General features: G+C 58.2%; 9 protein-coding genes. 2 read left to right on the forward strand and 7 right to left on the reverse strand.

Annotated features, from left to right (window positions below):
• Positions 1 to 170: 170 nt before the first annotated feature.
• Complete coding sequence (locus FFS21_RS04560; protein ID WP_137923753.1) at positions 171 to 773, reverse strand: hypothetical protein; 603 nt, start codon at positions 771 to 773, stop codon at positions 171 to 173.
• Between the two features lie 2,555 nt (positions 774 to 3,328).
• Here FFS21_RS04560 and FFS21_RS04575 point away from each other — a divergent pair.
• Positions 3,329 to 3,631, forward strand: coding sequence for an H-NS histone family protein (locus FFS21_RS04575; protein WP_137923755.1), 303 nt, complete (start codon positions 3,329 to 3,331; stop codon positions 3,629 to 3,631).
• 511 nt (positions 3,632 to 4,142) lie between these two features.
• Here the strand turns inward: FFS21_RS04575 and FFS21_RS04580 are convergent.
• The 4 genes from FFS21_RS04580 to FFS21_RS04595 all read right to left on the reverse strand — a co-directional run bounded on the left by FFS21_RS04580 (position 4,143) and on the right by FFS21_RS04595 (position 9,154).
• Complete coding sequence (locus FFS21_RS04580) at positions 4,143 to 5,570, reverse strand: M20 family metallopeptidase (protein WP_137923756.1); 1,428 nt, start codon at positions 5,568 to 5,570, stop codon at positions 4,143 to 4,145.
• 83 nt (positions 5,571 to 5,653) lie between these two features.
• Entirely contained in the window at positions 5,654 to 6,817 is a 1,164-nt protein-coding gene (locus FFS21_RS04585; RefSeq protein WP_137923757.1) for a porin, read from the reverse strand.
• Positions 6,818 to 6,927: 110 nt separating this feature from the next.
• Positions 6,928 to 7,836 carry a LysR family transcriptional regulator gene (locus FFS21_RS04590; protein ID WP_137923758.1) on the reverse strand — a complete coding sequence of 303 codons (909 nt, stop codon included), beginning with the start codon at positions 7,834 to 7,836 and terminating at the stop codon, positions 6,928 to 6,930.
• Position 7,837: 1 nt separating this feature from the next.
• The gene (locus FFS21_RS04595; protein WP_137923759.1) at positions 7,838 to 9,154 is read right to left on the reverse strand and encodes an MFS transporter; all 1,317 of its coding nucleotides are present in this window, start codon (positions 9,152 to 9,154) and stop codon (positions 7,838 to 7,840) included.
• A 609-nt stretch (positions 9,155 to 9,763) separates the two neighbouring features.
• Between FFS21_RS04595 and FFS21_RS04600 the strand changes: the two genes are divergently transcribed.
• Complete coding sequence (locus FFS21_RS04600; RefSeq protein WP_249359135.1) at positions 9,764 to 10,642, forward strand: DNA adenine methylase; 879 nt, start codon at positions 9,764 to 9,766, stop codon at positions 10,640 to 10,642.
• A gap of 563 nt (positions 10,643 to 11,205) precedes the next feature.
• Here FFS21_RS04600 and FFS21_RS04605 read toward each other — a convergent pair.
• Together FFS21_RS04605 and FFS21_RS04610 are read right to left on the reverse strand one after the other, a co-directional pair.
• On the reverse strand, positions 11,206 to 11,691 hold the full coding sequence (locus tag FFS21_RS04605; RefSeq protein ID WP_137923794.1) for a MerR family transcriptional regulator: 486 nt from the start codon (positions 11,689 to 11,691) through the stop codon (positions 11,206 to 11,208).
• A 241-nt stretch (positions 11,692 to 11,932) separates the two neighbouring features.
• Positions 11,933 to 13,168, reverse strand: a complete 1,236-nt coding sequence (locus FFS21_RS04610; protein ID WP_137923760.1) for an NADH:flavin oxidoreductase/NADH oxidase family protein — start codon at positions 13,166 to 13,168, stop codon at positions 11,933 to 11,935.
• Positions 13,169 to 13,293: the final 125 nt, after the last annotated feature.

Consider the following 13,293-nt stretch of genomic DNA (forward strand, 5'->3'; position numbering starts at 1 on the left):
ATGTAGCGGGCGCATTGAGCGTTGCCCAGAGCTACCGGGAGCGGAGCTACGCCGGCATTGTGCCGTGGCACTTTGCGCTTACCGACCAGCACGCGCATTGTCTATGGCGTACCAGCGCGGGACGCGCAGCCAAGCGAACATCGCATGTCCGCAGCATCTGCTCAACCGTGTCAGTCCTCCTGGGTAAGAGAACGCAAGGATCGTCCGCTTGTTTCCTCTATTCTGACTTCGCCCTTCCACCAGAGGGCGATGGTCTTCTCGCTATGAGCGATTGGGAATCCTCTGGCCACCTCTTCGCCCTTGTCCAGCAGGACGTAGCAATAGTCGTGCTTCTCGGCTGCGGCCTTGCAGCCCCTTTCGTAGTTCTTCCGCCTTGCTTCGGCGGCTCTGGTGCCTGCATAGTTGCCTAGGGACGGCGCCAATATGAGAACAATAAGCAAGACCAAGGGAACGTAGAACGAGACGCCGATGGCAAAAGCGTTCGCGGCAAGCCAGTGCGCCACGCTAGCGGCCAGCTTGCTATCGCGCAATTTCTGCGGGTCAAGGCGAATTTCGTTAGCGAGCTTACGCAGAATCGTCGGTGCAAACCAGACTAGGCTGGTCACCCCGCAAAGAATCAGCAGAGGGAGAAAGCTGCTGCTCGCATACTCTACCCAGCCTGACAAGCCGAAGACTGCGGCTGAATACGCCCCTACGTAAAGATCTCTGTCCCCTAGCGCAAAAAGAAACGCCTTCAACTTGAAGACATTGTTGTAAGCCTCGTTGTATGCCAAGCCATTCAGATAGGCGACCTTTAGGCCTACGCCCCCGGAGATGATCGCCTTGAGAATCTATTGCGCTCGCTGAAACCAAAGCTGATTGCCGTTCTCTTGGGGAACGAGATTCTTGTACTCCACGAGGTCCATATTTCCTCTTACGATTGCGGAATGTTGGGACGAGACGCCACCGACTATACAGGCTGCTTGCTCATACTCTTATTGCCTCCGCATCTCCTGTTGCAGTTCGTGGACGTTTGCGGCCGTCCACCCAAACATCTCTTCTGCAATTGCAGTTTCAGCCTATTCCGTGGCTGCACCTGCAGCCGAACTACCCCGTTAGCATTCCACGGAACACAGGCCAACCTTTGCGAAGGGTGCTTGCACCTAGTTGGCAGCATCACTCCCTGGCTGCACTCCTCATCCATGGAATCCAAACCCACTCAATGCTGAAATCTCCCCCACCACGGGGAGACGTCATGGAAATCACCCAGAATCGTTGTGTGCGAGTGTGGGGTACCGGCCCGAGTCCGCGAGATTCTCTACGACCTGGGTGGCACGACCCTGCGCGATTGGGCGCCGTGTCCGTGGTGCTACCGAAAGCTGCATCAGATGGAAGGTGAAGGCATCGTCCTTGTCGAGCTGGTGACCGCAGAGGAATGGGACTGAGCCCCCCGTAGCCGCCATTCGTAGGAGTGCCGAATAAGTTACTCGAAGAGTGTGCTGACCACCCAAGCCGGAGCAACTTGCCGCGGGCTTCTTTTTTGTCGAGCGTCGTATATACTGTATAAATATACAGTATCTTTGACATCAACCATGCTTCCTGAGCCAGCAAACTGCCCGTTGTGCGGCGCTGCCGCGGAGCGGATTCGGTCGTCCGCGCTCCGCGGATACCAATACACCTGCCCGAGGTGCGGCTCGTTCGGCATCGAAACGGCGGCCCTGGCTGACCTGGAAGCAGCCACCTCGGCAAGGCAGGCCGTAGCTCGACTGCGGTCGTATGGCCATCTGCCAGTCATCCAACGCGACAAGCAGGGAGTTCAAGTAGCACCCGACACGTCTGGGAAATTGCGACAGCCGATGTCGCGGGACGAGGCGCGGCATCATGGGAAATAGCCGCCTGGCTGCGAGATGCCATCTCCCTAGAGAGCGATCAAACGAGCCCTCGGCGCCAGGAGCCAATGGGATTCTTGGTCGTATCCAGGGTCATTACGTCTCTGCCGCAATTCTGACGCTTCCTCCCGCGGCATCTTCCGTTGAGGAGCACCTGGAGGTCGAAATAGAGGCAGGTCCGGACGGCCGAGTAAGGTTCTTCGCACAGAAGAAACAGGCCAGACATCATCGGCACTCGCACTATTTTTGGTCTGTGTATCGAGCTGAGCCTGTGAAGGCTGACGATTTGCTGTAGTCCTTGGCAGCCAGGTAGCTGCGCCACCGTGTGGAGTGCTTCGTCAAGTCGGGAACTTACAGTGACGCCCCTTTTGCTGTGACTTCTCTGCAACGGGATTACGGCGGCATCAGAGCGCCTTGTGTATGCTTGCCCCGAGTCGTTACATAAAAATATGCTCCATCGCTGGATTCGACTTCTCGCACAACTCTTCGCTATCACGATCATCATCGTGGTGGCCGCCGCCGTGTCGCGCATAATCTATCTTCGGTTTGCGCCACCGCCAGCGGCAGAACTGGAAGACGTGAGCGATATCGACCGCCCTTCCCCTGGCTGCCCAACTCCCCATTGGGAGCAGAAACCTCAGCAACCTCAAGACACTGAACGAGAAATGACTAGGCCCGCTGGCTGCCTAGAGTCGTAACGTTCTGCTTTCCCGGCCGCTGCCTGCAACTGGTTGCATTTGTCCAGAGTTGATTAGGAGCAATTGCCCGCAATCTGAACACGCTTCCCGGGTACAGGCTTCCCTGGAAAACGCCGTTACTTCTAGTCTGGCTGCGAACCCCGCTCCAGTACTTCTATGGGCGGGCGGTACTGTCGTGCTGCTCGCCTCTTTTCCGAACCGCGGACCTGTTGGTTGACCACTCCAATCAAAAAAGAAGCCCATCACATACGATGATGGGCCCGTCCATAACCGGATGCAGAACGCCAGCGTTGCTCGTAGAGCCTAGAAATCTCCTGTGCGTAGCGCGACGTAGTGGCCGCCAACCGATGTCCGTTGAATGCGCGCCGCGACGTTGCGAATGCGTTCCTACCCTTTCTGAAACGCTTCGCCTATTGCCACATCTCGTTGCTGTGGTGTCATCCCTGTTGGATTGAGGCCGAGTGGTCCTCAAGCGCTTGCCGCGTGACTACGAACGTTTGGCTACGTCCCGCAATCAGGTAGCTGAACTGGACTGCCACGTCTCCTTTGACGTGAAGAAATCTTGGGCTCAATTGGATAGACCATCCCGCCTCCGTGGATTGGCGACCCAGTTAGAATACCCTGGCGGGAACGGCGGCAGGCATGACCCTTGAGACGCGACCAACATTCACCGCACTGTGGGCCTACCACCCGGTTTCACTGCCCTCCCCTGCTCGACGCCCTGACGACGGCATCCGGAAGGCGCCAAACTTGCACACCCAAATGGCCAGCTTCCACAATCCTGCGCAACTCTCAATTTTTCACGATTCCGAGGCTCAAACGCTTCGGGAGCGTGCTGCGGCCATTCTTTGGGTGAAATCGCAAATGGCCAGGCATGGCGTCACCGCAGACGACCTAGTTTCAGCGGGTTGTTTCGGGGAGCAGTTCGTGAAACCGAAGGCAGCAGTGCGTGCTCAGTACAAAGATGCCGTTGGCCACTCTTGGGATGGGGAAGGCACGCTTCCGGAATGGCTCCAGCGCGCGGTGAACGCAGGACAGAACATAGAGCATTTCAGAATTACATAGCAGCGTCCAATAGACGCCGTGATGCGCTGATCGAGACGCCCTTTTTTATCTTTAATGAGCATAGCCCGAGAAGCAGCGGCCTTGCTTCCAAAACTACGGCTCGGCGGGTCCGTCGTTTGGCTATTCGCCGCTCCCAATTGTCGCCGCCCCACATTGCACTCTGCCAGTTAGAGAGCGAAAAGAAGGGCGAAGTGGCAGCCCGAGTAATGACGCTCCTCGGACTCCTGCCTGCCTCGAATCACAGGCGGACGGCCCGATCCTGTGAAAAAATGCCCACCAGCGAACTGGCGGGCTACAGGGGGTGTCGGGACGGGTCAATATCCCGACGCCGAGGGTACGGAGTCAGTGCTTCGCGTGGTGTCAGAGTTTGTCTGATACGTGCTGAGAGTTTCTGAACTCAGACTTCAAAAAGGACAGACAACAAAGCCGATGACAACGGCAGCGTCAAGCTCTCATCCACATTGCCCGCTGCGAGGTCAGACTTCAAACAGATCCGGAGCAGTCGTGCCGATTAGCTCTCCACTCCGGCTAGCGGCGGCATAACATTCGCGGGGATCGGGCACACGTAAGGCTTGCCACCGAGGCGTTGATTGAGCTCCTGTCGCGCCTCTTCGATCAATTCAGGATTTCGGAACAATTCCATTGCCGATCCTGCCATGGTCTTGGCTGCCAGCAGCATGCCCTTATGCGCGATAGAACTCTTTCCTTGAGCAACCCATTGCCACGAGTGCGGCGATGTGCCAAACGCAAAACAGGCCGTCATGCACTGGGCGGTGGGCGTGACCCAACTGACATCGCCAACGTCCGTGGATCCGTGCATGCGAATGGGGCGCTTGCTGTCCAGCGCTTCGACTCCGTCGTAGAGGGGCTTCGGATCCTTCCAGGCGCTCTGCAGCATACGTCCAGCCATCTCGACTTCTTCAGGTCGCGTGGTGCCGTGCATCGACGCCGCGAAGCCAAGCTCGTCGCGCTCATACGACGGCACGCCAAAATGAGAGAGCTGCCCGTGCATGACGCGGTTGAGTACATCATTCAGCATGATGTTGGAGCAAGCGGAATGCATCTCAATCTGCAACTCGCAGCCCGTCATCAGTGCCGCGCCACGTGCGATATCGCACACGCGGGCATAGACTTCCGATGCATCGGAGTTGCGCGGTGCGCGGATCATGTACAGCGCTTCCGCCTTCGGTTGCACTACATTCGGCGCCACTCCGCCAGCGTCAGTAATCGCGTAGTGGACGCGCGCGTCCGGAATCATGTGCTCACGCAGGAAGTTCGTACCGACGTTCATCAGTTCAAGCGCATCGAGCGCGCTCCGCCCAAGATGCGGCGCGGCACCGGCATGTGCCGAAATGCCGGTGAATCGGAAGTACGCTTGCACGACGGCCAGCGACTCGAGGTTCATGATGCCGTTGAAGACTCCCGGGTGCCACGTCAGAGCAGCACCCAAGTCGTCGAAAAGACCTGCCCGTGCCATGTAGGTCTTGCCCCAACCTCCCTCTTCCGCCGGGCAACCATAAAAGCGGACCCGCCCCGGCAGCCCGGCATCGTCTAGCATCTGCTTAACGGTGACCGCCGCCAGGTGCGCGCTTGTTCCCAGCAGATGGTGGCCACAGCCATGCCCGTTCCCGTTGGTAATCTCCGAAGACGGTTGACAGCTCAGCGCCAGGCTTTCCTGGCTCAGCCCCGACAACGCATCGAATTCACCCAGGATGCCGATGACTGGCCCACCCTCTCCGGCCTCCGCGACAAATGCCGTCGGTATCCCGGCCACGCCCTCGCGCACGGCAAAGCCGGCCTCTTTCAGATAGTCGACATGCAGGCGTGCCGAATGGCGTTCCTGATAGCCGAGTTCCGCATAGCGCCAAATCTCGTCAGAGAGTATTGCGTAGCGCTGTCCATGCTCGTCGACGAACCGGCCGATGTTTGCTGCATTCATGCGTTTGACTCCTCGTGTAGTTGGAGGGGAAAAGGCCGGGATACCATTGCCATCCTGCATCCCGGTGCGAAACAGATTCCCATTTAGAAGTGATGGGTGATACCGAGCGTCACGCTGGTAACCGTGCGTCCCAGCGCACCTCCGAACGCACCGTTGTCGTAGTTGTAGGTAAGGCTGGCGTCCGGCCCGTTGCGCATTAGGCCGGCTCGCCCGTAAAAGGCCGTGCGCTTCGAAAGAAAATGGTCAATGCCGACGGTGCTGCCGTAGCTGTAGTTGCCATCACGCGTGGTACGCCGATAGCCGAGCGACAGTCGAAACAGGTTGTTGCGCCAGATCTTCTGCAACCCGAGCAAGTACATGTTCGCGATATCTGTGCCGTCGTGCTTTGGGACGATGCGGATATAGGCGGCCTGGCCGATCAGTGGACCAAAGTCATACATCGCACTGGCCAGATAGGTATCGGTACGTTGCGACGCGGCTTCAGTGGCGTTTCCATTACAGCTTCCCTTCACGCTGGGGTCGCACCAGTTCTGACCAAATGCCATCGTTGCCGCAAACCGGCCATCGTTGTATGACCCCATAGCGGTCCGCGCCAAAACTGCCGGTCCGACGGTCTGATCCGACTTGAACGAATAGCTGAGATCGCCTGCGAACGGGCCAAACCGTGGTGTCGCATAGCGAATGGTCTTGTTCAACCGCGCAAGCGCATCACCGCTTGCACCCACGCCCAGGTCAGATACGCCGAGCATGTACGTGTAGACCGATTCGTGAGCCGTCCCCAGGAAAGGATCGGCATAGAGTGCCGCCACACCCAATGACGTGTACTGGCGGCCCATCATCAACTGCCCAAAACTGCTGTGATGCAAGCCGATGTAGGAAGCGCGGTTGAAGAACGAGTTGCTGTCCTGGACAGCTCCGGAGTCTGACAAAAATCCATTCTCCAGACGGAAGAATGCAGTCCAGCCGCCGCCCAGCGCCTCTTGCCCATAGATACCGAACTTGGATGTGTAAGATCCTCCGCTCTGCAGCCTGGCCACACCATCACTGCCGGAGCGTGTGTAGTTAATCCCAATGTCCACCGTGCCGTACAGAGACAGCATCGATTGCTGCGGTGCCACGCCGATGGACCGCGCACCCAAGCCCGTTCCCAGGTATGAAATCAGTTGTTCGTTCTGCGATGGTGTAGCGTTGGCTGATCCGACCGCGCCAATTAGTACCGCAAGTCCTGCAAGATATTTCTTGAACATTGAAGTGCTCTGAAAAATGCTTGATTAGTGAATGGGCACAACCAAAAGGCAATACGAATCCCCGGCACGCCAGCGGCGTGCCTTACGTAATCATCCTGAGATAGAAGCCGTTAGGCGGCGCGGCGAGACTGTGCGGCGAAGCCCTGAAGCACGGCGTTATGGAGTCGTTCTGCCGGGCCGGTGAGAACGTGGTGGTTGTGCCGGACTAGGCAAATCGGCTGGGCAGGCAACGGTTCAGTGATGTCGAGGAAAGCCACGCGTTGGCTCAATAGTTCACTGCGCATCGACTCACTCGACAGTACAAGCAGCACATCGGCACGCCAGCAAAGTTCCATGGCAAGGTGAATCGACGCACATTCCGTGACACGTAGCGGCAGCTCCAGTCCATTGTCGGAAAACAACCGGCTGAATGAGGACTGCCGATCTGGCAGTGGATCGAGCGAAATCCAGTCGGCCTGCTGCAAGACGCGCAATGAACGAGCGTGGCGTAGCGGGTGCTCGGGTCTGGAAACGATGACGCTTGACAGCCGGCTGACCTCGATGGATTGAAAGAAACGGTCTGGTGAATGCAAGTGCGACGTGATGGCCATGTCGATAGCACCTTGGCGCAACTGCTCGACCAACTGATTCGGTCGCATCTCCTGAACACGCAGACGAACATCAGGGTAGGCGCTGCGGAACGCGTCAAGCGTGTCAATCATCGGATGTAGCATTGCCGTCAGTGGCGTGGTGCCGAGTGTCACGACACCACCTACCCCATCCTTCAATTCGTCCAGGTCCATCTTGGCATGCTGGACACTCTCCATGATGAGTCGAGCGTGAGCCAGCATTCGGTGCCCTATTGGCGTAAGGCGCGTTCCGGTGCTCGAACGTTCCAGCAATGTGGTTCCGACACTCGATTCCAACTCCTGCACCGTCTTGCTCAAGGCAGGCTGCGTCACGTGGAGTTGGCGCGCCGCTTCGTGGATACTTTGGCATTCGGCGATGGTGATCAAAGCGCGTAACTGGTTCAATTTCATCTCAGCGCCCCGCTGCCGTCGCGTTGCTACGGCCCGTTTCCTGAATGTTCGACAGCGCCACCAGCGTAACCACGCCACAGGCCATCATGTAGAGCGCAGGAGCCATCGGGTTACCGGTTACTCCAATCAACCAGGTCACCACTGCCTGCGAAGAGCCGCCGAATATCGTGACACCAATGCTGTAGATCACCGACAAGCCGCTGGCTCGGACGCCGGGAGGCAGCATTTCCATGAGCAGCAGCAACATTGGCGCAGAGCCGATATTGCCCAGCGCAGTCAAAACCGCCGTAACGACCAGCACCAGCGGCACGCTCGGGTACGTGTTGATCAGCCAGAACGCCGGGTAGATGAGAATCGTTGTGGCAACCAGGGCAGCCAGCGCGATGGGCTTGCGACGCATCAGACGGTCGGCGAGTCGTCCGGCCAGCAGAGAGGAGACAATCATCGTGGCACCGGCTACGCATCCCGACAACAGAGATAGCGACGAAGGCATGCGCAACACGCGAATCATGTACGTCGGCATGTAGAACACCACCAGATACATCGCCACCGTACCCGCAGTAATGGACAGCACGCCCTTGACCACGCTGCGCCCATGCTCACGGAACAGCGTCCGCAGCGGGCTGGCCTCGTGGGCGTGCTCAGGTAACGTTTCGTCGAGATTGGCGCGGATATACAGTCCCACGGGCGCAATCAGCAGGCCAAGCAGGAACGGCAGCCGCCAACCCCAAGACTCGAGCGACTCCGCTGGCAGGAACGCGTAGAGCGCCGTGCCGGTAGCAGCGCCGAGCAGTGCCGCCGCACCCTGGCTGGCCGCCTGCCAACTGATGCGGTAGCCGCGGCGCTGCACGCCTCCCGCCTCCATCAACATTGACGTCGACGCGCCAATTTCACCGCCGAGGGAAAATCCCTGCAGCAGACGACCCGCTACGATCAGCAACGGCCCCAATGCACCTGCCGCGGCGTACGTCGGCGCACAAGCAATGCACATCGTGCCCACCACCATCAAGGCGATGGTCAGGGTCATGGCTGCCTTGCGGCCTTTACGGTCGGCAAAGCTGCCAATCACAAATCCTCCCAACGGGCGCATGACGAAGCCGATGCCGAAAGTGGCGACGGCCAGCAGCAGCGACCCGTATGAACTGGTAGTGGGAAAAAACAGCTTGCCGATCAGGACCGCAAAGAAGCTGTAGACGGTGAAGTCGTACATTTCGAGCGCATTGCCAACCGAACACGCGGCAATCACGCGCGACTGGTTGTTCGGGACGGCGGCTGCGGATGCAAGTGTAGCTCGGGCGCCAAGGGTTACGTCATTCATGAGAATTGTCGGTAGCAGGTCTACGAAACACTGAATCGCATCTCGCGTCCAGCGAATGGCCACTTCTACTAGCAAGGCGCATACCTCTGCGTCCTTGGCACCAGTATTCGTGGAATTAACGCACCTGGAAAATCGATAATTCTCATCGCGAAAACCTTTTGTTATCGCGACTCCGCGGCACCCGAACAGAGGTCCTTTGGGCACCAATTCCGTGCCCGGGTCACCAATCACAAGCAGCCAACCGGGACGTCATTCCCACGGAGGGGGCACAGACGCGCCTCCCATCGCCGCAAATGAATCGGTTCGCCATTTTCGCCGGGATGCACCCCATCAAGCTCGCTGGACTACGCTAGAGGCGCTGGAATGGATCGAGCGCCTGACCCTCAATTGAGAAAAATGAAGCCCCTCACGTGGCAATGACGGACTCAAAACCTCGGAGGTGAAGAAAGGCACGATCCTGAAGACGTGCGCCGCCTCCAATGTAAGGCTTCAGCAGTGAGCCGAGATGTAGGTCTTCCGTTGATTCAGCATCGCACCGTCTTGGCTGCCAATTGCGCACCAGCGATGTCTCCATACGCGTCATCACCCCCGCGCGCACCTATACTGAGGATGCAAAAACATCCTCAACCTCACGCCGCAGAAGCCGGCACCCCTCCCTCCACCAATATCCCAGCTCAGGCTGGGCCGATTTTGAAGTGGCCCGGTGGCAAGACCCAGTTGCTGCCCATGCTCCGAGAACTGCTGCCCGCCGGAAATCGCCTCGTAGAGCCGTTTCTTGGCGGTGCCAGCGTGTTTCTCGGAACAGATTTTCCGAGCTATCTGCTGCTCGATGCGCACGCAGACCTCATCGGCATGTACAAGCAGATTGTCCAGCAACCCGAGCGCGTCATCGAGCTAGCACGACCGCTGTTCTCCCCACATGCTGCGAACGAAGAGATCTACTCCTTCGTCCGGGATGCATTCAATCGAGCTAGCCCAGCCGACGTTCGCGCCGCCTACTTCCTGTATCTCAACAAGTTCGGATTCAATGGACTTTCTCGATACTCGGCCAAGGGCAACTTCAATGTGCCATGGAATCGCTCCGCCAAGACTCCGGCGTTGCCGGAAGATAATATTCGAGCGTTCAGTCAACGGGCGCGAGAAATGGCGGTCATCGTGCAAGGCGACTTCACCGATGCGTTCAAACTCGCGGTGCCCGGAGACGTCATCTACTGTGACCCACCGTATGTGGATCGTGAGGACGCGCCATCTTTTACGAAATACACTGCCGAAGGGTTCCCGCGAGAACGTCAGTGGGAATTGGCAGATTTGGCGCGCGCCACGGCGACACGAGGCATTCCTGTGGTCATCTCAAATCACCTGACCGGCGAGACGCGGGAGCTCTATCGCGATGCTGAGTGTCACGAAGTCGAAGTACGCCGGTCTGTGGCAGCCAGGGCGGGCGCTCGCAGGAAGGTTTCCGAAGGAATCTTCGTCTTCAAGGCTTAGGTGGCTAGCCCCTAGACTGCTTCAGCCGGCTTCTGACAAAGCACAATCGCAGTTGACGTCTCGAATGAGTCACTGTCCAGCTTGACAAGACCCCGACGGATCATCGCCGAGACACTGCACCAAGGAATGAACTCATCAATGTTACGTGCAGCATTGAAAACGCGGACATACCCCGTGAACCTTCCAGATAGCGGAGACACCTGCAATATCGCTTTGTGCCCTTGCTTTAGGCTTGCCAAGACCATTTTTTGGCGTTCCGTGATGTTGTCCGGCCGCTTGATGAGTGCTGGCACTCCGCTCCTCCTAGACAGGCTCGTGTAGCCCAGAAATATGCCAAACTGGGCTACGTCGACAATACCCGTTTGGGTGAGCAAGGCAAAATGAATGCACTCACTGATATCGCTTCGTTGGCCATTTTTTGCGCTTCACCATGGCAGCGCAGTCGCCTGTCGTTCCAGATGCAGCCGACGCATGACGAGGAATAGTGTTGGTGGCGAGCGCAAGGCATGGCCCAGTTCTGCCTGGTCGCCACCATCGTGCGCTCCGTGGAAACCACTCGCTGTCTATTTCTCAAACTTCAACGACATGTGTCGCCGTGCCTTGCGAAGTGCGTTGACGTCGCCTGCTGCCAAGGCCGGGCCTTTAAATTCCCCTGCCCGGATCCGCGACAGTACCCGCTCCGCATTAGTCACGCAGTCAACCTCCGCTGGCTTCGCTTCGATTTCGGCCAACAATGCGTTGATGTGCGACTTGCTTTGCGCGAGTCGCCTCTCCAGCGCTTCAATGTCCCGCACCTTGTTGCGGAGCGTCTCGAGCAGCGAGTCATGGACCCACAGTGTCAAGTCGGGTGGAAGCACCGCGCGAATCTCATCGAGCGTAAATCCTGCGTGTTGCGCAGTCGCGATCAGGTCGAGGATCAGGACCGTTTGCGGTGGATAGGTGCGATAGCCGTTTGCCTGACGTTCGACCTTCAACAAGCCGATGTCCTCGTAAAAGCGGATTCTCGAAGTAGCGAGGCCAGTGCGTTCCGCCAGTTCCCCAATCCTCATGTTCATTGCTGACCTCTCTCGATAGCTGATGCACCCGAGGTGCCTTCAACCGACACTCTAAGGTTAAAGTCAACCTTAAGGTCAAGTCTCTCCTGCGCATAGTGCGTTCCAGCCCCATGCTTGGCGGCCCGTGCGGCGCTGACATCTCTCCCAGAGCTCGTGTGGCAGTGATTGTCAGTAGACCGTGCGCGGGCGCTCGGAATGTGTCGACAGCGGCTTGATAAATTGTGTGCTCGGTCTGTCAGCCATGACCGCGCAGGGTCATCCAGCGTCGGTACTGGCGGGCGCGGCGTGCGTCGGACAATTGCTGCAGGATCAGCGCGCGCAGTGCCGATACCTTCGGATTGGTCGCCTTGCCGCGACTGAGCTTGCGTAGTTGGAACTTGACTGCCGCCATATTGGCCAGTGAGGCCAGTGGCTTGTTCTTCCACGTGATTGGCGATAACGCGGGAGCGCTGTCTTTACCGGCGCGCCAATCGCGTGGCAGATTGGGATCGATCGCCAGAGCAGTGCCGATACCAACCATGTCCACGCCGCTCCTGACTACTTCCTCGACTATCGGCCAACGGCGGATGCCGCCCGTGACCATCACTGGCATCTTCGCCACCACCCGAATGTCGCGGGCGAACTCTAGAAAGTAGGCCTCGCGGGCAAGCGTACTGCCGTCGCGTGCGTCGCCTTGCATGGCCGGCGCTTCATAGCTGCCTCCCGACAGCTCGACCAGATCGACAGCCAACGCATTGAGCAGTTGCACAACCTGTCGGGCATCTTCCGCGCTGACTCCGCCCCGCTGAAAGTCTGCCGAGTTCAGCTTGACGGCAACCGCGAAATCAGGCGACACCGCGGCGCGTACGGCCTTGACGATCTCGATGAGCAGCCGAGCGCGGTTCTTCAGCGAGCCACCCCACTCATCCGTCCTCTGGTTGCTCAGAGGCGAGAGGAACTGGCTTAGCAGATATCCATGTGCCGCATGAAGCTCGACGCCCGTGAAACCGGCCTGTTCGCCCAGTTGAGCCGTGTGAGCAAAACGCCGAATCACATCCTCGATGACTCTGTGCGTCATCGCCTTTGGCGAGTTGAAATGCTTAGACATGTTGCCCAAGTTCAAAGGCACAGCAGACGGAGCCCAAGTGAGCTGCCCCAGATTGGCGGGCATCTGGCGGCCGGGATGGTTGATCTGCAACCAGATCTGCGCCTTGTTGGCTCTTCCGACCTCCGCCCAGCGCTTGAACCGGTCCAGGTGCCTGGCATCTTCCAATACCACGCCTCCAGGCCCCGTCATGGCGCGGCTGTCCACCATCACGTTGCCAGTGATAAGAAGACCTGCGCCTCCCTCTGCCCAAGCCCTGTAGAGCTGAATCAGCTCCTCGGAGGGCGCGTGGTCCTCGTCTGCCATGTTTTCTTCCATGGCGGCTTTGGCGATGCGGTTCGGAATCGTCGAACCATTGGGGAGTGCAAGCTTTTCGAAGACGTTCATGGGGTCACCTCATTGATCGTGCTTCGACTCTAAGATTAAAGTCAGCTTGAAGGTCAACCCCATTCTTTACGCGACTGCGGTCATCTATCAACATGAAATGCTCTTCGAGTATTTCTTCTTGCGCC

Source organism: Cupriavidus sp. 2SB (genome assembly GCF_005503625.1).
Lineage (GTDB): Bacteria > Pseudomonadota > Gammaproteobacteria > Burkholderiales > Burkholderiaceae > Cupriavidus.

Excerpts from the sequence above, each read along its gene's own strand:
- FFS21_RS04575 (WP_137923755.1), top strand. The coding sequence starts at position 3,329 with ATGGCCAGCTTCCACAATCCTGCGCAACTCTCAATTTTTCACGATTCC.
- FFS21_RS04580 (WP_137923756.1), bottom strand. The coding sequence starts at position 5,570 with ATGAATGCAGCAAACATCGGCCGGTTCGTCGACGAGCATGGACAGCGC.
- FFS21_RS04585 (WP_137923757.1), bottom strand. The coding sequence starts at position 6,817 with ATGTTCAAGAAATATCTTGCAGGACTTGCGGTACTAATTGGCGCGGTC.
- FFS21_RS04590 (WP_137923758.1), bottom strand. The coding sequence starts at position 7,836 with ATGAAATTGAACCAGTTACGCGCTTTGATCACCATCGCCGAATGCCAA.
- FFS21_RS04595 (WP_137923759.1), bottom strand. The coding sequence starts at position 9,154 with ATGAATGACGTAACCCTTGGCGCCCGAGCTACACTTGCATCCGCAGCC.
- FFS21_RS04600 (WP_249359135.1), top strand. The coding sequence starts at position 9,764 with ATGCAAAAACATCCTCAACCTCACGCCGCAGAAGCCGGCACCCCTCCC.
- FFS21_RS04605 (WP_137923794.1), bottom strand. The coding sequence starts at position 11,691 with ATGAGGATTGGGGAACTGGCGGAACGCACTGGCCTCGCTACTTCGAGA.
- FFS21_RS04610 (WP_137923760.1), bottom strand. The coding sequence starts at position 13,168 with ATGAACGTCTTCGAAAAGCTTGCACTCCCCAATGGTTCGACGATTCCG.